Below are 17,763 nucleotides of genomic sequence, written 5' to 3' on the forward strand. Positions count from 1 at the left end.
AAGGACTTTTCCTATATTGCCAGTTAAAGGCGTCTCCGACGCTGTCTCCAACCCTCTTTTCAAGGGAAACAGAATGGGCAAAATCGCACTGCTGTTTGCGATGTTTTTAATGCCAGCCGTTGTTTTTGCCAGCGAACCGACCGCACCGGTTCTGCCGCTGGCGCCGGTCAGCAAAGAATTAAAGAAACAGTTACTTGGCACGCCTGTCTATATTCAGATCTTCAAAGAAGAGCGCACGCTTGAGCTGTATGGCAAAATCGGCACCGAGTATCGTTTGATCGACAGCTATCGGATCTGTAATTTTTCCGGTGGCCTGGGGCCAAAGCGACGTCAGGGTGATTTTAAAAGCCCGGAAGGATTCTACAGCGTCGGGCTTTCCCAGTTGAAGCCGGACAGCCGCTTTTATCGCGCGATCAACGTTGGCTTCCCCAATGAATACGATCGCCAGCAGGGTTACGAAGGTAAGTACCTGATGATCCACGGCAGCTGCGTCTCTATCGGCTGCTATGCGATGACCGATACCTACATTGAAGATATTTATCGCTACGTGGAAGCGGCGCTGCGTAACGGTCAGCCACGCGTGGACGTCAGCATTTACCCGTTCCGCATGACCGACAGCAACCTGCAACGCCACCGCAACTCGGTCTACTACAGTTTCTGGCGGCAGCTTCAGCCGGGCTACGCGCAGTTTGTAAAAACGCGCCTGCCGCCTGCTGTCAGCGTTAGCGACGGTCGCTACGTGATGGGCAGCGCAGGCAGCACCTTTACGGATCGCTCAGCGTTGGCGCTCACCGAGACAAAATAACGTCCAGTCGCCTGGCGCAATTTTGTGCCAGGTTTCGTTAGCGGTCAGCGGCTGAGTCGCGATTACCGTGACCACGTCGTTCGGCGTGGTCTGCTTCTGAAAATCAATTTCCACATCCTGATCCAGCAACGTCGCCTTGCCGAACGGTGCCCGCCGGGTGATCCAGAACAGATTGGTTGAGCAGTACGTCATCAGAAATTGTCCATCCGACAGCAGCATATTAAACACGCCCTTTTTACGCAGCTCCGCCGCCAGTTCGGCAATGTAGCGAAAAACCGCCGGCCAGTTGCCCGGCGTGCGCGGATAGCGCAAGGTCAGCTGGTGCAGCAGCCAGCAAAAAGCGTGTTCGCTGTCGGTTTCCCCGACGGGACGGAACTGCCCGGTATCAAGACGTCGGTAGCCTTTTAGCTGGCCGTTGTGTGCAAACGTCCAGTTACGGCCCCACAGCTCGCGCGTGAACGGATGCGTATTTTCCAGCGACACCTTGCCGCGATTGGCCTGACGAATGTGCGCCACCACCGAGCAGGATTTAATCGGATACTCCTGTACCAGGCGCGCAACAGGCGAGTTGAAACTGGGCTGAGGATCTTTGAATGTGCGACAGCCTTTTCCCTCATAAAAGGTAATGCCCCAGCCGTCCTTATGCGGGCCGGTTCCCCCGCCGCGCTGAACCAATCCGGTAAAGCTGAAGCAGATATCGGTCGGAACGTTCGCGCTCATCCCGAGCAGTTCGCACATAGCGCTACCTCGCAAACAATGCCCCGCGCACGGGGCGGCAAAAGGATTATTTAACCATCTCTTTTTCAACCAGCAGCATCAGGATATGGATCACTTTGATATGGATCTCCTGAATACGATCGGCGTAACCGAAGTGCGGGACGCGGATTTCCACGTCGGCCAGACCATCCATTTTTCCGCCGTCTTTGCCGGTCAGCGCAATCACCTTCATGCCCTGCGCGCGCGCGGCTTCAATGGCTTTCAGCACGTTGGCCGAATTGCCGGAGGTGGAAAGACCAAGCAGTACATCGCCCGATTTGCCCACCGCTTCCACGTAACGCGAGAAGACAAACTCATAGCCAAAATCGTTACTGACGCAGGAGAGATGGCTGACATCAGAGATGGCAATCGCCGGATAGCCGGGGCGATTCTCACGATAGCGGCCGGTCAGCTCTTCTGCAAAATGCATGGCGTCGCAGTGTGAACCGCCGTTTCCGCAGGAGAGCACCTTGCCGCCCGCTTTGAAGGCATCTGCCAGCAGCACCGCCGCGCGCTGGATGGCGTGAATATTGGCTTCGTCGCTGAGAAAGTTACTGAGCGTTTCAGCGGCTTCGTTGAGCTCGGCGCGAATGATGTCCTGATACATAGGGGAGTCCTTTAAGAGTGAGGTCAGATTTAGTTTAACAACCCGGACGAAGCGCGAAAAGCGCCTTTCCGGTTGGGCTGTCACATTGACATTAAGTGCGCGCGGAATGTGACCCACGTTGTAATTATTATGTAAATGCATTGCTAAGCAAATGCATCTCATCTAAATCTGTAGCCAACAGGTCAGACCTCTTACTAGATGATGGAGATTTTTATGATGCTTCTCAGTTGCGTTGCAACACTTGTGCTGATTGGCGTGCTGTTTTATCACCGCGTCAGCCTGCGGCTCAGCAGTCTGATCCTGCTGGTCTGGACGGTGGCCTGGGCGCTGGCGCACGTCTGGACGATGTGGATGGTGATCCCGGTGGCGCTGCTGCTGCTGCCGTTTAACCTCTCCTCATTGCGCCAGTCACTGTTCTCAAAACCGATGCTGAAAACTTTTCAGAAAGTGATGCCGCCGATGTCACGCACAGAAAAAGAGGCGATTGAAGCAGGCACCACCTGGTGGGAAGGCGAGCTGTTTCGCGGTGCGCCGGACTGGCAGAAACTGCACAACTATCCGCAACCGCGTCTGACCGCCGATGAGCAGGCATTTCTGGATGGTCCGGTGGAAGAAGCCTGTCGCATGGCGAACGACTTCGCCATCACGCATGAAATGGCCGATTTGCCACCTGAGCTGTGGGCGTACCTGAAAGAACAGCGTTTTTTCGCCATGATCATTAAGAAAGAGTACGGCGGACTGGCGTTCTCCGCGTATGCGCAGGCGCAGGTGCTGCAAAAGCTGGCGGGCGTCTCCGGCATTCTGGCCATTACCGTAGGCGTGCCGAATTCACTTGGCCCCGGCGAACTGCTTCAGCACTACGGAACGGAAGATCAGAAAAATCACTATCTGCCGCGTCTGGCGCGGGGCGACGAGATCCCCTGCTTTGCGCTGACCAGCCCGGAAGCAGGCTCCGATGCCGGTGCCATCCCGGACACCGGCGTGGTGTGTATGGGCGAATGGCAGGGCGAACGCGTGCTGGGCATGCGTCTTACCTGGAACAAACGCTATATCACACTGGCGCCGGTCGCTACCGTCCTCGGCCTCGCGTTTAAGCTCTCCGATCCCGAACATCTGCTGGGCGAGACGGAAAATCTGGGTATTACCTGCGCGTTGATCCCGGCACACACGCCGGGCGTGGAGATTGGCAAACGCCACTTTCCGCTGAACGTACCTTTCCAGAACGGCCCGACGCGCGGCAACGATATTTTTGTACCGATTGATACTATTATTGGCGGACCGAAAATGGCGGGTCAGGGCTGGCGAATGCTGGTTGAATGCCTCTCAGTCGGACGCGGCATCACTTTGCCCTCCAATTCCACCGGCAGCGTGAAAAGCATTGCGCTGGCTATCGGCGCCTATGCGCATATTCGCCGCCAGTTCCGTCTGCCCATTGGCAAAATGGAGGGCATCGAAGAGCCGCTGGCACGCATCGCCGGTAATGCCTGGGTGATGGACGCCGCCGCTTCATTAATTACCTACGGCATCGTGCAGGGCGAAAAACCAGCGGTGCTCTCCGCCATTGTGAAATACCACTGTACCCATCGTGGGCAGCGCGCCATTCTGGATGCGATGGATATTGCTGGCGGCAAAGGCATTATGCTCGGCAAGAGCAACTTCCTGGCGCGCGCCTACCAGGGCGCGCCTATTGCCATCACCGTGGAAGGCGCCAATATTCTGACGCGCAGCATGATCATCTTTGGCCAGGGCGCGATCCGTTGCCATCCGTATGTGCTGACAGAGATGGCCGCCGCGCACAATCACGATCTGCACGCGTTTGACAACGCGCTGTTCAGCCACGTCGGACACGTCGGGAGTAACGTGGCGCGCAGCCTGTGGCTTGGACTGACCGGCGGCCGCACCAGCCGCACGCCGACCCGCGACGTGACCGCCCGCTACTATCAGCATCTGAACCGCCTGAGCGCCAACATGGCGCTGCTGGCCGACATGTCGATGTCGGTGTTAGGCGGTAGCCTGAAGCGTCGTGAGCGCATCTCTGCCCGCCTGGGCGACGTGCTCAGCCAGCTCTATCTGGCCTCGGCGGCGCTGAAACGTTATGAGGACGAAGGCCGCAACGAAGCCGATCTGCCGCTGCTGCATTGGGGCGTACAGGATGCGATGTATCAGGCCGAAACGGCGGTGGAAGCGCTGCTGCGTAATTTCCCGAATCGACTGGTTGCCGGTCTGCTCCACGCGGTGATTTTCCCGACCGGTCGCCACTGCCGTGAGCCGTCCGATCGCCTCGATCACCAACTGGCGCGCATTCTGCAACTGCCTTCCGCCACCCGCACGCGTCTTGGGCGCGGGCAGTACCTGACGCCGTCTGAGCACAATCCTGCGGGGCAGCTGGAAGAGGCGCTCGGTCACGTTATGGCGGCGGAGGTTATTCACGATCGCCTGTGTAAGGAGCAGAAGAAGCCGCTGCCGTTTACCCGGCTGGACGAGCTGGCAAAACGCGGGCTGGCGGAAAAATGGCTCAATGATGAAGAAGCCGCGGTGCTGATCCGTGCGGAAGCCAGCCGCCTGCGCGCCATCAACGTCGATGAGTTTGAGGCGGATGCGCTGGCAACGCAGCCGGTAAAGATGATGGAGCAGGAAAGAAAAACTGAGGCGGCCTAGCGCGTTGCGCTGAAGTATGAGGGAATAACGCCCCGCCGAAAGGCGGGGCGTTTCGTTTATCCGTTCTGCCTGACGCGGGCGATCAGCGCATCAATATCGTCGATCTGATTTGCCGCGAGGATCAGCGTTCTGCCCAGCGTTATCGCCTGACGCACGCACTCGATCTTCATCGTTTCATCGTCAATTTCTTTAATATCCGCCACCTGCGACATGCCCACCGTACGACGGATCAGCTCTGTTCCGCAGAAGCCCAGCGTGTCCTGCCAGATTTTACGCATGAAGGCGTCACCATAGCCGGGATACGCCAGCGCGCGGTCGCGTGAATTTTCCGCCGCCAGCGCCAGGAAGCGTTCAGAGAAGCGCCGCCACAGTCTGCGCACGTCATTAAGGCGCTTTTCGCGCGCATCGGCGGCTTCCCGCGGCACCAGCAGGCCCGGCAGCGCGCAGTAGTTAAGCAGCAGATTACCCAGCGCACTGCCCACGTCGAAACCTATCGGGCCGTAATAGCCAAACTCCGCATCGATGACCTTCAGCGTGTTGTCACCCACGAAAATCGATCCGCTGTGCACGTCGCCGTGGAGCAGCGCCTCAGCGTTGGACAGAAACCGGTGCTTCAGCGCCGCGACGTTCAGCCGAAGCGCGTCATCGGTGCGCAGCGAGGCCACCAGCGGCTCCAGCGCGCGCGGATAGCCATTGCGTTCATGCACCTCATAGGGTTCGTTAAAAAACAGCTCTTCCGTGATGTCGCACAGTTCCGGGTTGGTAAAGCGGGCGACATCCGCCTTCTTCTGATGCGGATGCTGGAAAAAATCGGAGGTGTGAAACAGCGTCTTCGCCAGATACTCGCCGAGCTGCGCGGCAGCCTGCGGATAGTCCACGCCTTTTACCTGCTCGCCGCGCCAGATGGCAAGGCTGGAGAGATCCTCCATCACCATCACCGCTAACTGCGGATCGTAGTGCAGGATTTTTACCGTATGTTCCGGGCAGAACTGACCATGTATATTGAGCACTTCGGCTTCAATGCGTGCGCGATCGAGCGTCAGCGGCCAGGATTCCCCGACGCAGCGGACATAAGGGAGCGCCTGCTTGATGATGATTCGGCTGACGCCCTTCGTGTCGAAAATTTTAAACACCAGATTGAGGTTGCCATCACCCACCTCAAGGGAATCCACCAGATCCGCCACGCCGCCAAACTGGCGCGCGTATTCAACGGCATCTGCTGCGGTGAACGTACGGTATTGCGACATTGCCTGCCCCTCTTCGATCGCGATGAATCCAACAATTCTTTTAATATAAGCCGTTCAGACGTCTATACTTCCGAAAGGCATGTTGGCACAATATGCCGCAATAACGCAACCAGGATTTAACGTTCATGCAGACTTTGCAAACCACCAGCTTACGAATTCGTGACAACCAACTCTGGATACTCGATCAGCAGGCGCTGCCGCAAAAAACGATCTGGTGTCCAACGCCCGGTGTCGCTGACCTGGTAGAACATATCAAAACGCTGCGGGTTCGTGGCGCACCGCTGATTGGCCTCTCCGCCAGCCTGCTGCTGGCCCTGCTGGCAGAAAACGGCATGGCGAAAGCGGAACTCGCCAGCTCGCTGGAAATCCTCCGCGCCGCTCGCCCCACCGCCGTGAATCTGATGAACAATCTCGATCGCATGAAGCTTGCGCTGGCGCAGGACAATTATGTCACCGCCCTGACGTTTGAAGCGCTGCGCCTGGTGGAGGAAGATCGCGCGCTGTGCGATAAAATTGCCGCTCACGGTGCCCAACTGATCGCGCCCGGCAGCCGTCTCCTCACCCACTGCAACACCGGCGGCCTGGCAACGGCCGGCGTGGGGACGGCGCTGGGTGTTATTTCGCGCGGCTGGCAGGATGGCCGCGTTGAGAAAGTCTGGGTGGATGAAACCCGCCCGCTTCTTCAGGGCGGCCGCCTGACGGCATGGGAGCTCGGCGAACTCGGCGTGCCCTATCGGCTTATTTGTGACAGCATGGCCGCCAGCCTGATGGCGCAAAAGCAGGTCGATGCGATTTGGGTCGGCGCCGACCGCATCGCCGCCAACGGCGACGTGGCGAACAAAATTGGCACCTACAGCCTGGCGGTACTGGCGCATTTTCACGGCATTCCGTTTTACGTTGCCGCGCCGCATACCACGCTCGATCCCGCCTGTCCCAACGGTGCCGCCATCCCTATTGAGCAGCGCGCCGAGACCGAAGTCACCGGCGTTGCCGGCAGCTTTGGCGACGTTCGCTGGGCGCCGGACGATGCGCAGGTCTATAACCCGGCCTTTGACGTCACGCCCGCCGCGCTGATCGCGGGCTGGGTGCTGGACACCGGCGTGGTCACCGCAGCGCAGGTTGAGGCAGGCGTGTTTCAGCCAGCCCGATAACGCATTGACCTACGGCAGGCGTGGATAGGCATCGGCAATCGCATCGCCGGTAAAGTTTGCTATCCAGCCTTCCTGATTATCAAAGATGCGGATAGAGGTAAAATGGGGCGCCGACCCCATATCGAACCAGTGCGGCGTCCCGGCTGGCACGGAGATCAGATCGTTCTTCTCGCAGAGGATCTGGTAAACATGTCCGTCGAGATGCAGACAAAACAACCCGGAACCTTCAACAAAGAAGCGGACTTCGTCTTCGCCGTGCGTGTGCTCGGAGAGAAACTTAGTACGCAGCGTCTCTTTCTGCGGATTGTCCGCCCGCATGCTGATGACGTCCCAGCTCTGATAGCCTTTTTCAGCCACCAGCCGGTCAATTGCGTGCTGATAGGCGGTGATCACCGTTTCCGGCGCGGGATCTTTACCTAAATCGCGATCCGCTTCCCATCGCTCAAACCGCACCGCTTTCGCATTCAGCTTCTGGCGTATCTCTTCGGCATCGGTGCTGTGCCAGATCGGTTTGGTGGCTTCAATATCGGTAAAAATAGTCAGTGCACTCATAAAGCAAACGGCTCCAGGGTTATCTGATCAAAACGGTTTACCTGACGATGGCGGCTCTGCTCATCCGCGTCGTCACGCAGTAACTGTAAGGTATGCCAGCCCGCCTCTTTAGCGGCATCCAACTCCTGACGGATATCTGATAAAAACAGCAGCGTATTCGCCGGCAGGTTGATCTTTCCGGCAATGTTGCGATAGGACGTCGTTTCTCGCTTGGCGCCGACGTGCGTATCGAAATAGCCACTGAAGAGACCAGTAATATCACCCTCATCGCTGTAGCCAAATAACAATTTTTGCGCAGCGACGGAGCCGGAGGAATAAATATATAAATCAATGCCCTGCTGCTTCCAGCTGGTCAGCGACGGCAGCACGTCAGGATAGAGATGGCCGGTAAAGCTGCCGTTGAGGTAGCCATCACGCCAGATCATGCCCTGAAGCGCCTTCAGCGCCGTAGACTTGCGATCTTCATCCATAAAGCCAAACAGCACGGCGATCAGATCCTCCACCGTCGCCTGCGGCCGGGCGATTTCGTCCCGCAGATCGCCTAACGCCTGCGCCACGTCTTCGCGGTGCTGAAAGGCGGCAATGAACGCGGCGAGGTTTTCACGCGCATAGGGAAACAGCACATTGTGGACAAAGCGGATATCGCTGGTGGTGCCTTCAATATCGGTAACAATGGCGCGGATCATCTGGCCTCCAGCACGCGGCGTTGTAGTTCACACTGGAAAAGAAACTCCAGCCCTTCAAGATGGCGACGCGCTTCCTGCACGTCCCTGCCCCAGCAGGTGAGGCCGTGGCCGCGCAGCAAAAAACCATAGCGCAGCGGCGAGGTTTCGGCGTAATGCGCAATGCGTCCTGCCAGTGCATCAATATCCTGATCGTTATCGAAAAGCGCAAGGGCCACGCGATCGAGATGCGAGTGCTGTCCGGCCAGCGTTTTCTGCATTTCATAACCTTGCAGAATCAGTGCGGCACTCTTCTCAACGCGTGAGAGCACGGTCGAGTTGACCGTATGCGTGTGCAGCACCGCGCCCGCATCAGGAAAGAGCCGATATATCAGCGTGTGCAGGCCGGTTTCGGCAGAAGGCTTACGCCCTGACGGCACCGCGTTTGTCGCAATCGCCACCTGAATAAAGTCATTGCGCGTCAGCGCACCTTTGTCTTTGCCGGATTCGCTGAGCAGGCAAAATTCCGTGTCCTGACGCACCGACATATTGCCGCCGGTGGCGGGCGCCCAGCCTTTTTCGCCAATCCAGTGGCAGGCTGCCACCAGCTGATCTAACTGTGAACTCAAGGTCATACCGCTCCTTATCATAGCCCGTCCGCCTGAACCGACAGGGCATTTAGACGTCTAAGCGTCTCGATTGCCAAATAGTAGCATCGCGGCTATAGTGGCAGCAATACAGAGCGTAAATCCCGCGCCGAAGGATGACTATTCATGAGCCAGACTCACCTGATCCCTGAGAGCAAATTGCCCGCTCTCGGCACCACTATTTTTTCGCAGATGAGCGCGCTCGCCCAGCAGCACAACGCCATCAATCTGTCGCAAGGTTTTCCCGATTTCGACGGCCCCGACTATCTTAAATCGCGCCTGGCGCACCATGTCAGTACGGGCGCGAACCAGTATGCGCCCATGGCGGGCGTGCAGCCGCTGCGCGACGCGATTGTCGCAAAGACGGCGGAACTTTATGGCTACCGGCCGGACAGCACGACCGGGGTGACCGTGACCGCAGGCGCAACCGAAGCACTCTATGCAGCGATCACCGCACTGGTTCGGCCTGGCGATGAGGTGATCTGCTTCGATCCCAGCTACGACAGCTACGCGCCTGCGGTGACGCTGGCGGGCGGCGTCATGAAGCGCATCGCCCTGCAACCGCCGTCGTTTCGCGTTGACTGGCAGGCCTTCGCCACGCAGCTCTCCTCCCGCACCCGGTTAGTCATTCTGAATACGCCGCACAATCCTTCCGCCACCGTCTGGCAGAAAAGCGATTATGCGTCGCTGTGGCAGGCCATTCGCGCGCAGGAAATCTATGTGCTGAGCGATGAGGTTTACGAACACATCTGTTTTGCCGACGACGGCCACGCCAGCGTGCTGGCGCACCCTGAACTGCGTGCGCGCGCCATTGCGGTGTCCTCGTTTGGTAAAACCTTCCATATGACCGGCTGGAAAGTGGGTTACTGCGTGGCGCCCGCCGAGTTAACGGCGGAAATTCGTAAGGTGCATCAGTATCTGACCTTCGCGGTAAACACGCCCGCACAGCTGGCGCTGGCGGATATGCTGAACGCCGAGCCTGAGCACTATCGACAATTACCCGCATTTTACCGTGCGCGGCGCGATCGTTTTGTGCAGGCATTGTCGAAAAGCCGCCTGAAGGTGCTGCCCTGTGAAGGCACTTATTTTCTGCTCGCCGACTACAGCGCCGTTTCCGATCTGGACGACGTGGCGTTCTGCCAGTGGCTGACCACGGAGGTTGGCGTGGCGGCGATCCCGCTGTCGGTATTCTGCGCCGATCCTTTCCCCCATAAGCTGATCCGGCTGTGCTTCGCCAAACAGGAAGCCACGCTGGACGCCGCCGCGGAGCGCCTGTGTCAACTTTAAACCTTACCGTGCTGCAACAGCCGCTGGCGTGGATGGAAGGCGAAGCCAATCTGCGTCACTTTGATACGCTGCTGGCCGGCCTGCACGGGCGCGACCTGATTGTGCTGCCGGAAATGTTCACCACCGGCTTTGCGATGGAGGCGGCGAAAAGCTCGCTGCCTGAAGCGCGGGTCACAGAGTGGCTGCACGAGAAAGCCCGTACGGCCGACGCGCTAGTGGGCGGCAGCGCCGCGATTCAGACAGCGGACGTTGCCGTCAATCGCTTTCTGCTGGTCGAGCCAAACGGCCGTGTTCACCGTTACGATAAACGGCATCTGTTCCGCATGGCCGATGAGCATCATCACTACCTGGCCGGCAGCCGCCGTGAGATCGTCGAATGGCGCGGCTGGCGCATTCTGCCGCAGGTTTGTTACGATCTGCGCTTTCCGGTCTTTTCCCGCAACCGCAATGACTACGATTTGGCGCTTTACGTCGCCAACTGGCCCGCGCCGCGCGCCGCTCACTGGCAGGCGCTGCTGCTGGCCCGCGCCATTGAGAATCAGGCCTGGGTGGCGGGCTGCAACCGCGTGGGCCGCGACGGTAACGACCATCACTACAGCGGCGACAGCCGGATCATCAGCCCGCAGGGCGATATCGTGGCAGCGGGCGAGCCTCATCAGCCTGCCGTGCTTCATGCTGAACTGTCACTTGAAGCACTTCGCGATTATCGCCAACGCTTTCCGGCGTGGCGCGATGCGGACGCGTTTCATTTTTAACGCTTACGTCCCCCTGCGCGTTTGCGCCGGGGGAAGATAGTGCGAGGGAGACTGCCCGGTCACCCGGCGGAACATGGTCGAAAATGACGAGCCGCTTTCATAACCCATCTCCAGCGCGATAACGTTCACCGCCTCGCCTTCCACCAGCCGCGCCAGCGATACCACCACGCACGCTCTTTGTCGCCAGGCAGAGAATGACAGCCCCGTTTCACGCCTGAAATGACGCCGGAAGGTGCTTTCACTCATAAAGAGATCGGCGGCCCAGTCAACCGATGCGGCCTGTACCGACGGCCTGTTCAGGAAGCGATGACACTTCAGCAGCAGCCTTTTCTCCTGCGGCAGCGGAATGTCAAAAGCACGGCGGGGCATGGTCGCCATTTCAGCTAACAGCAGCGTCATCAACGCGCAATCGCGCTGCGTCTCGTAAAGAGGGGGAAGATCTACCGCCTCAATCAGCAACTGACGCAGCAGCGAAGAGACAGCAATGATTTTACAGGCGTTCCCCATGTTCAGATCGTCCGCTTTTGCCGGTTCGATATACAGGCTGCGGGTGGTGACGCCCATAAATTTCACACGATGCTCCATGCCGGACGGGAGCCAGACCGCATGCTGCGGCGGCACAATCCAGCAGCCGCTGTCGGTCATCACTTCCATCAGGCCCGTCGCCCCGTAGAGCAGCTGCGCCCGCCGGTGGCGGTGTTTCGACAGCAGATAGCCGCCGGGATAGTCATTTCCCAGCGCCACCACGTCCCGCTTAAGGTTGTCATGATCGTCAATATGGACGTTACGCATCAGCTCGTCAGCCTTTATTTTGACCGTTTCGCAAGGGTAAATGAGCGGGCCGAAAATGGGAAGCCCGAGGGGCAGACGGTATGCTTGCCGCCACTATTTTCTTCTGTACAGGGCAGGCGAAATGAGCGACATCGTGATAATTGCGCTGGCCGGTTTTGCAACCGGTATGACGACCGTTTTATTTGGGTTTGGCGGGGGTTTTGTGGTTGTTCCCTTCGTGTATCGCTTTATCTCGCATCATGGCGGTGACGCCGTGGCGGGCCAGGCGATGCATATTGCGGTGGCAACCTCGACGGCGGTGATGGTGCTGAATGCCTCGCTGGCGAGCTACAAAAACTGGAAAGCGGGAACGCTGCTTGCGGAAACGCTCTGTCCACTGATCTTCTTTATTGTACCCGGCGCGCTTCTTGGCGCATTGCTGGCAGGCGCGCTGCCGGATAACCGCATCAGGATGCTTTACATTCTTTATATGCTTTTCACCGTGGCGGATTGTCTGCTGCGAAAAGGTTTTTTCATGCAGCGGGAGAAAAAACGCCTTTCTTCATTTACCGCGAGCGCAGGCGGCGTGATTATTGGCACGGTTGCCGCCCTGCTCGGCGTGGGCGGCAGCGTGATGACCGTGCCGCTGCTTCGACGTCACGGCTACGCGATGCAGCACTGCATCAGTGCGGCAAATCCGCTTTCTGTGCCCGTCGCCGTGGTTGCTTCACTGGTTTACATTTTCAGCGCGCCGGATGGCATGCCTGAAAACGGCTACCTCGGGTACATTAACCTGCAAATTCTGGGGCTGCTGATCGTGACCGGCTTTGCGGGCATTGCCTTTACCCGCAAGTTCATTCCGCCGGTGCCGGATTTACTCCACGCCCGCATCTACATCCTGCTACTGACGGGCGTCACCATCGCGATATCACTCTGATAAGTCAGTGCGCGCCCGCGACCTCAATCACGGCTTGGAGGTAAGCCTGAACCGCCAGCGCAACGTCGCTTTCCTGCACCGATTCGTCGGGATGGTGACTGACGCCGCCCGCGCAACGCACGAAGAGCATGCCCACCGGCCAGCGCGCAGCAATGGCAATAGCATCGTGTCCCGCACCGCTGGGCAGCGACAGGCTGCGCCCCTGCACGCCGGTTACCGCGCGGCGCAGCGCCGCCTGTAGTGTGTCGTCGCAGCGCGTGGCGGCAATCTGATAATACTGCTCGGCGTTGAAGTTCAGCCCGCGCCGCTGGGCTATCGCCTCGCCCTGCGTCAGCAGTTCGGCAAGCAGCGTCGCCAGCGCGTCGTCGTCCGGGCCGCGCACGTCAAGGCTGAGCGAAACCTCGCCAGGAATGACGTTTACCGCGCCGGGCGCACAGTGCAGCGCGCCCACCGTGGCGACCAGCTGCGGGCCGTGCGCGGCGGTGGCCTGCTCGATAAATACCATCCATTCTGCGGCAGCGGCCAGCGCGTCGCGACGGTGCGCCATCGGCACCGTGCCGGCGTGCCCGGCTTCGCCGAGAAAACGGCAGTTCAGTCGGCGCGCACCGTTGATGGCGGTCACCACGCCCAGCGCCAGCCCCTCCTGCTCCAGGCTTGGCCCCTGTTCTATATGCAGTTCCAGATAGGCCATGATCTCGTCGGGTTTTCGCGCCGCCTGCTGCACGTTGTGCGCGCTGAAACCCACGTCGCTCATCGCCTGTTCCACGGTGATACTGTTGCCGTCACGGTGAGTCAGCCAGCTTTCCGGCCAGCTCCCGGTGATACCGCGACTGCCCAGCAGAGTGATGCCAAAGCGCGTGCCCTCTTCATCGGCAAAACCAATAATTTCAATGGCATGTGGCAGGCGCGTCCCGCTGGCGTTGAGCGTCTGCACGATTTCGATGGCGGTCAACACGCCCAGCATGCCGTCGTAACGGCCCGCATCGCGCACGGTATCAAGGTGTGATCCCAGCAGCAGCGCAGGCGCGCCTGGCGTGCTGGCTTCGTAGCGCCCGCAGATGTTGCCGACGCTGTCCTGCCAGACGCGCATGCCCGCCGCGCGCATCCATTCGCCGGTCAGCGCATTGGCGCGCAGGTGTTCCGGCGAAAGATAAACGCGCGTCAGCCCGTCCGGCGCTTCGCTGATCGCCGCCAGCGCATCACAGCGCGCCATCACCCTCGCTGCCGCCCGTGCGGCGTCTGCCGCATTCATCAGGCGCTCCCGTTTGCGTAGTGATCCCAGGCAGCCTGCATCGCCGCGCCCTGCGGCGTTTTAAAGCCCAGCCGGGTGAGCACGGACTCCAGCGCGCTGAGCGTCATCATCACGCACTCTTTGCGCGCGTTATAGCCCATGGTGCCAATGCGCCAGACCTTACCGTGCAGCGGGCCAAACGAGGTGCCGATTTCAATGCCGAAGTCTTCCAGCATTACTTTGCGCACGCTGTCGCCGTTGATGCCCGGTGGAATGCACACGCCGAGCACATTGTTCATTTTGTGTTTCAGGTTGCCGAAGGTGTCCAGTCCCATGCCCTGGATGCCTTTCAGCATCGCGTCGCCGTGCAGCTTATGGCGGGCGATGCCATTTTCCAGCCCTTCCTCAAGGATCAACCGGGCGCATTCGCGCGCGCCGAACAGCGCGCTGGTGGCTTCGGTGTGGTGGTTAAGCCGCTCCGGCCCCCAGTAATCCATGATCATGCCCAGATCGAAATAGTTCGACCAGATCATCTCTTCGTCGCCATCCTGATGATCGGCGGTGCGAATGCCCTCTTCCACGCATTTACGCCTGCGGATCGCCGCCTCCATCTGCGGACTGAGCGTCACCGGCGAGGTGCCGGACGGCCCGCCAAGGCATTTCTGCATGCCTGCGGAAACCGCATCCAGTCCCCAGGCATCGGTTTCCAGCGGATTGCCCGCCAGCGAGGCGGTGGCGTCGGTATAGAACAGCGCGCCATATTGTCTGCACAGCGCGCCGAGCGCCTCCAGCGGCTGAAGCATGGTGGTTGAGGTGTCGCCCTGCACGGTCAGCAGCATGCGCGGCCGCACGGTTTTCAGCGCGTCTTCGATGCGATCGGGGGTGAACACCTCGCCCCACGGCGCTTCAATGGTATGAACTTCCGCGCGACAGCGACGGGCGATTTCGCACAGCAGATGGCCGAAACGGCCAAAAACCGGCACCAGCACTTTGTCGCCGGGTCGAATGGCCGACAACAGAATCGCCTCAATGCCCGCGCGCGAGGTACCGTCCACCAACAGCGTCCAGCGGTTTTCGGTGCGAAAGACGCCGCGATAGAGCGCCATCACCTCGTTCATGTAGTGCGTCATCGCCGGATCGTACTGGCCGAGTAGCTGGCTGGACATGGCGCGCAGCACGCGCGGATCGGCATTGATCGGGCCGGGCCCCATCAGCAGGCGCGGCGGCGGGTTAATTTGTGGGTAGTGGGTGATATCCATCCGTTCTCTCCTTCTTTTTGATACTCAGAGTCAGCTCAGACCGCGCACGGACGAGATAAACTGCTTCAGTTCCGGGGTTTGCGGACTGGCGAACAGCGCTTTGCTCTCGCCCTGCTCCCGGACACGGCCCTCATGCATAAATACCACGCGATCGCCCACTTCCCGGGCGAAATTCATTTCATGCGTCACCAGGATCAGGGTCATGCCCTCTTTCGCCAGCTGCTCCAGCACCTTCAGCACTTCGCCAACCAGTTCCGGATCCAGCGCCGAGGTGATTTCGTCGCAGAGCAGCACTTTGGGGTTCATCGCCAGCGCGCGGGCAATCGCCACGCGCTGTTGCTGACCACCGGACAGGCTGGAAGGATAGTAATCCATGCGATCGCCAAGCCCGACCTTTTCCAGCATGCGCGCCGCCAGGTCGCGACACGCGGTTTCTTTCTTCTTCAGTACCCGGCGCGGCGCCAGCATCACGTTTTCCAGCGCAGTCATGTGCGGAAACAGGTTAAAGTTCTGAAACACCATGCCGATGGAGCGGCTGATTTCGCGCGCCTGCGCATCGCGGTGGGTAATGGTCATGCCGCCCAGCTTGATGCTGCCATCCTGATAGGCTTCCAGGCCGTTGATACAGCGCAACAGCGTGCTTTTACCTGAGCCGCTGCGGCCGATAATCGAGACCACCTCGCCCATGTCGATATCAAGATCCACGCCTTTCAACACATGGTTCTCGCCGTAGTATTTCTGCACCTGATTAATGGTGATGAGCGGCATTGAATTTCTTCTCCAGGTACTTGCTGTATCGCGACAGCGGATAACAGATCAGGAAATAGCCGAGCGCCACCAGTCCGAACACTTTAAAAGGTTCGAAGGTGACATTATTGAGGATCGTTCCGGCACGGGTCAGCTCGACAAAACCGATGATCGAGGCCAGCGCGGTGCCTTTCACCACCTGCACGGCAAAGCCGACGGTCGGCGCAATGGCGATGCGCAACGCCTGGGGCAGCACCACGCGAAACAGCGCCTGGCCCACGCTCAGCCCCAGACATCGGCAGGCTTCCCACTGCCCTTTGGGCAGCGCGCAGATGCTGCCGAACCAGATATCCACCAGAAAGGCGCTGGTGTAAAACGTTAACGCCAGCGAGGCGGCCGTCCACGGCGACACGTCGATACCAAACAGCGCCACGCCGAAAAAAGCCAGAAACAGCTGCATCAGCAGCGGCGTGCCCTGAAACAGTTCGCTCCAGGCGCGGACAACGCGTCCCGGCCAGCGACGTCCGCTCAGGCGAACAGCCACCAGCGGCATCGCCACCACGGTGCCGCCGACAAATGCGACCAGCGACAGCAGCAGCGTCCAGCGCGCCGCCAGCAGCAGGTTGCGCAGAATGTCCCAGTCGGTAAAGGTATTCATGATTGACCGCCTCCCAGCCAGCGGCGTCCCGCCGCCAGCAGCACCTGTCGCATGGCGACAGACAGCAGAAGATAAATAAGCGTGGTGACCAGATACACCTCAAAACTTAAGAAGGTGCGTGACTGAATCACGTTGGCGGCAAAGGTCAGCTCTTCATAAGACACCTGCGACACCACCGATGAACCTAACATCACGATAATGCACTGGCTGACCAGCGCCGGGTAAATGCGCTTCAGCGAGGGCGGCAGGATCACCCGAAGGAAAGTCTGTCTGCGGCTCAGCCCCAGCACGCGGCCCGCCTCCCACTGCCCTTGCGGCGTTACCTGAATTCCTGCACGGATGATTTCAGTACTGTAGGCGCCCAGGTTGACCAGCATCGCCAGCAGGGCGGCCTCGCCCGCCGTCAGCTTAAGGCCCAGGTTTGGCAGCCCGAAAACAATAAAGAACAGCTGCACCACGAACGGCGTATTGCGGATCAGTTCAACGTAGATCCCCCATAACCGGCCCGCCAGCGACGGCTTGCCGCAGCGCAGCGCTGCACCGACAATCCCCAGCGTCACGCCGCCGACCGTGGCCAACGCGGTAAGCTGAATAGTTACCCACAACCCCAGCAGCAGGGACGGCAGGTAAGGTAGCAGCGCGGCGAAATCAAGTTGGCCCATCATTATGCGCCTCTATGCGCCCGGATCCGCAGGCAGCGGCGCTTTCAGCCATTTTTCAGACAGGCCGTTCAGCGTCTTGTCTTTGATCGCCTGCGCGATCAGCGCATCCACTTTCGCTTTCAGCGCAGGCTGCTCTTTTTTCATGCCGATATAGCACGGCGAATCTTTAAGCATAAATTTCGCCACCGGCGCTTTATCGGCGTTCTGTCGCGCAATGGCCGCCACCACCAGATTACCGGTGGCAATAAATTCAACCTGACCGGAGAGGTAAGCGGATAAGGTGGTGTTGTTGTCCTCATAGCGTTTTACCTGAGCATCTTTCGGCGCCACCTCGCTCAACACCATATCTTCCACCGCGCCACGGGTGACGC

The 17,763-nt window shown here is 59.4% G+C and carries 18 protein-coding genes and 1 pseudogene; 6 read left to right on the forward strand and 13 right to left on the reverse strand.

Annotated elements, in window-relative coordinates:
• Positions 1-73 precede the first annotated feature (73 nt).
• Positions 74-805 (forward strand): peptidoglycan meso-diaminopimelic acid protein amidase, encoded by a 732-nt coding sequence (gene dpaA, locus GS12_RS16685; RefSeq protein WP_034912569.1) that lies wholly within the window; start codon positions 74-76, stop codon positions 803-805.
• Here dpaA and GS12_RS16690 read toward each other — a convergent pair.
• Complete coding sequence (locus tag GS12_RS16690; RefSeq protein WP_034912568.1) at positions 776-1,543, reverse strand: class II glutamine amidotransferase; 768 nt, start codon at positions 1,541-1,543, stop codon at positions 776-778. The genes dpaA and GS12_RS16690 overlap by 30 nt on opposite strands.
• 46 nt (positions 1,544-1,589) lie before the next feature.
• On the reverse strand, positions 1,590-2,168 hold the full coding sequence (gene lpcA / locus GS12_RS16695) for a D-sedoheptulose 7-phosphate isomerase (protein ID WP_034912567.1): 579 nt from the start codon (positions 2,166-2,168) through the stop codon (positions 1,590-1,592).
• Between the two features lie 213 nt (positions 2,169-2,381).
• On the opposite strand from lpcA, the gene fadE reads away from it, so the two are divergent.
• Positions 2,382-4,826, forward strand: a complete 2,445-nt coding sequence (fadE, locus tag GS12_RS16700) for an acyl-CoA dehydrogenase FadE (RefSeq protein ID WP_034949004.1) — start codon at positions 2,382-2,384, stop codon at positions 4,824-4,826.
• A gap of 56 nt (positions 4,827-4,882) precedes the next feature.
• Here the strand turns inward: fadE and mtnK are convergent, their stop codons facing one another.
• Positions 4,883-6,073 (reverse strand): S-methyl-5-thioribose kinase, encoded by a 1,191-nt coding sequence (mtnK, locus tag GS12_RS16705; RefSeq protein ID WP_034949006.1) that lies wholly within the window; start codon positions 6,071-6,073, stop codon positions 4,883-4,885.
• A gap of 125 nt (positions 6,074-6,198) precedes the next feature.
• Between mtnK and mtnA the strand changes: the two genes are divergently transcribed.
• On the forward strand, positions 6,199-7,224 hold the full coding sequence (gene mtnA / locus GS12_RS16710) for an S-methyl-5-thioribose-1-phosphate isomerase (RefSeq protein ID WP_034949008.1): 1,026 nt from the start codon (positions 6,199-6,201) through the stop codon (positions 7,222-7,224).
• A 9-nt stretch (positions 7,225-7,233) separates the two neighbouring features.
• Here mtnA and GS12_RS16715 read toward each other — a convergent pair whose 3' ends face one another.
• The 3 genes from GS12_RS16715 to GS12_RS16725 are packed head-to-tail and all read right to left on the reverse strand — an operon-like array spanning position 7,234 to position 9,073.
• A complete protein-coding gene (locus GS12_RS16715) occupies positions 7,234-7,776 on the reverse strand; it encodes a 1,2-dihydroxy-3-keto-5-methylthiopentene dioxygenase (RefSeq protein ID WP_034949010.1) in 543 nt (180 codons plus the stop codon).
• Positions 7,773-8,462 carry an acireductone synthase gene (gene mtnC / locus GS12_RS16720; protein ID WP_034949012.1) on the reverse strand — a complete coding sequence of 230 codons (690 nt, stop codon included), beginning with the start codon at positions 8,460-8,462 and terminating at the stop codon, positions 7,773-7,775. Before mtnC ends, GS12_RS16715 begins: the two co-directional genes overlap by 4 nt.
• On the reverse strand, positions 8,459-9,073 hold the full coding sequence (locus GS12_RS16725; RefSeq protein WP_034949014.1) for a methylthioribulose 1-phosphate dehydratase: 615 nt from the start codon (positions 9,071-9,073) through the stop codon (positions 8,459-8,461). The genes mtnC and GS12_RS16725 overlap by 4 nt, the downstream gene beginning before the upstream one ends.
• Before the next feature lie 138 nt (positions 9,074-9,211).
• Here GS12_RS16725 and GS12_RS16730 point away from each other — a divergent pair, with 138 nt between their 5' ends.
• Positions 9,212-10,372: a pyridoxal phosphate-dependent aminotransferase gene (locus GS12_RS16730; protein ID WP_034912550.1), complete on the forward strand. Its 1,161-nt coding sequence runs from the start codon at positions 9,212-9,214 to the stop codon at positions 10,370-10,372.
• The gene (locus GS12_RS16735; RefSeq protein WP_034949016.1) at positions 10,360-11,127 is read left to right on the forward strand and encodes an amidohydrolase; all 768 of its coding nucleotides are present in this window, start codon (positions 10,360-10,362) and stop codon (positions 11,125-11,127) included. Before GS12_RS16730 ends, GS12_RS16735 begins: the two co-directional genes overlap by 13 nt.
• Before the next feature lie 3 nt (positions 11,128-11,130).
• Here the strand turns inward: GS12_RS16735 and GS12_RS16740 are convergent, their stop codons facing one another.
• On the reverse strand, positions 11,131-11,919 hold the full coding sequence (locus tag GS12_RS16740; protein WP_034912547.1) for an AraC family transcriptional regulator: 789 nt from the start codon (positions 11,917-11,919) through the stop codon (positions 11,131-11,133).
• Positions 11,920-12,040: 121 nt separating this feature from the next.
• Between GS12_RS16740 and GS12_RS16745 the strand changes: the two genes are divergently transcribed.
• Positions 12,041-12,835, forward strand: a complete 795-nt coding sequence (locus GS12_RS16745) for a sulfite exporter TauE/SafE family protein (RefSeq protein ID WP_034949017.1) — start codon at positions 12,041-12,043, stop codon at positions 12,833-12,835.
• Positions 12,836-12,839: 4 nt separating this feature from the next.
• Here GS12_RS16745 and hpxK read toward each other — a convergent pair whose 3' ends face one another.
• The 6 genes and pseudogenes from hpxK to GS12_RS16775 form a co-directional block, all read right to left on the reverse strand.
• Complete coding sequence (gene hpxK / locus GS12_RS16750; protein ID WP_034949019.1) at positions 12,840-14,087, reverse strand: allantoate amidohydrolase; 1,248 nt, start codon at positions 14,085-14,087, stop codon at positions 12,840-12,842.
• Entirely contained in the window at positions 14,087-15,325 is a 1,239-nt protein-coding gene (locus tag GS12_RS16755; RefSeq protein ID WP_034912539.1) for a pyridoxal-phosphate-dependent aminotransferase family protein, read from the reverse strand. The genes hpxK and GS12_RS16755 overlap by 1 nt, the downstream gene beginning before the upstream one ends.
• A 30-nt stretch (positions 15,326-15,355) precedes the next feature.
• The gene (locus GS12_RS16760; RefSeq protein ID WP_034949021.1) at positions 15,356-16,093 is read right to left on the reverse strand and encodes an amino acid ABC transporter ATP-binding protein; all 738 of its coding nucleotides are present in this window, start codon (positions 16,091-16,093) and stop codon (positions 15,356-15,358) included.
• Positions 16,074-16,730, reverse strand: coding sequence for an amino acid ABC transporter permease (locus GS12_RS16765; protein ID WP_034949022.1), 657 nt, complete (start codon positions 16,728-16,730; stop codon positions 16,074-16,076). Before GS12_RS16765 ends, GS12_RS16760 begins: the two co-directional genes overlap by 20 nt.
• A complete protein-coding gene (locus GS12_RS16770) occupies positions 16,727-17,395 on the reverse strand; it encodes an amino acid ABC transporter permease (RefSeq protein ID WP_034912530.1) in 669 nt (222 codons plus the stop codon). Before GS12_RS16770 ends, GS12_RS16765 begins: the two co-directional genes overlap by 4 nt.
• Before the next feature lie 9 nt (positions 17,396-17,404).
• Positions 17,405-17,763 (reverse strand): annotated as a pseudogene (locus GS12_RS16775) (transporter substrate-binding domain-containing protein); the annotation flags it as partial.

Source organism: Erwinia oleae, from assembly GCF_000770305.1.
Classification (GTDB): Bacteria; Pseudomonadota; Gammaproteobacteria; order Enterobacterales; family Enterobacteriaceae; genus Erwinia; species Erwinia oleae.

Coding starts and splice junctions, on each gene's coding strand:
- GS12_RS16740 (WP_034912547.1), bottom strand. CDS start 11,919: ATGCGTAACGTCCATATTGACGATCATGACAACCTTAAGCGGGACGTG.
- dpaA (WP_034912569.1), top strand. CDS start 74: ATGGGCAAAATCGCACTGCTGTTTGCGATGTTTTTAATGCCAGCCGTT.
- fadE (WP_034949004.1), top strand. CDS start 2,382: ATGATGCTTCTCAGTTGCGTTGCAACACTTGTGCTGATTGGCGTGCTG.
- GS12_RS16760 (WP_034949021.1), bottom strand. CDS start 16,093: ATGCCGCTCATCACCATTAATCAGGTGCAGAAATACTACGGCGAGAAC.
- mtnK (WP_034949006.1), bottom strand. CDS start 6,073: ATGTCGCAATACCGTACGTTCACCGCAGCAGATGCCGTTGAATACGCG.
- mtnC (WP_034949012.1), bottom strand. CDS start 8,462: ATGATCCGCGCCATTGTTACCGATATTGAAGGCACCACCAGCGATATC.
- GS12_RS16755 (WP_034912539.1), bottom strand. CDS start 15,325: ATGGATATCACCCACTACCCACAAATTAACCCGCCGCCGCGCCTGCTG.
- GS12_RS16690 (WP_034912568.1), bottom strand. CDS start 1,543: ATGTGCGAACTGCTCGGGATGAGCGCGAACGTTCCGACCGATATCTGC.
- mtnA (WP_034949008.1), top strand. CDS start 6,199: ATGCAGACTTTGCAAACCACCAGCTTACGAATTCGTGACAACCAACTC.
- GS12_RS16715 (WP_034949010.1), bottom strand. CDS start 7,776: ATGAGTGCACTGACTATTTTTACCGATATTGAAGCCACCAAACCGATC.
- GS12_RS16730 (WP_034912550.1), top strand. CDS start 9,212: ATGAGCCAGACTCACCTGATCCCTGAGAGCAAATTGCCCGCTCTCGGC.
- hpxK (WP_034949019.1), bottom strand. CDS start 14,087: ATGAATGCGGCAGACGCCGCACGGGCGGCAGCGAGGGTGATGGCGCGC.
- GS12_RS16770 (WP_034912530.1), bottom strand. CDS start 17,395: ATGATGGGCCAACTTGATTTCGCCGCGCTGCTACCTTACCTGCCGTCC.
- GS12_RS16725 (WP_034949014.1), bottom strand. CDS start 9,073: ATGACCTTGAGTTCACAGTTAGATCAGCTGGTGGCAGCCTGCCACTGG.
- lpcA (WP_034912567.1), bottom strand. CDS start 2,168: ATGTATCAGGACATCATTCGCGCCGAGCTCAACGAAGCCGCTGAAACG.
- GS12_RS16745 (WP_034949017.1), top strand. CDS start 12,041: ATGAGCGACATCGTGATAATTGCGCTGGCCGGTTTTGCAACCGGTATG.
- GS12_RS16765 (WP_034949022.1), bottom strand. CDS start 16,730: ATGAATACCTTTACCGACTGGGACATTCTGCGCAACCTGCTGCTGGCG.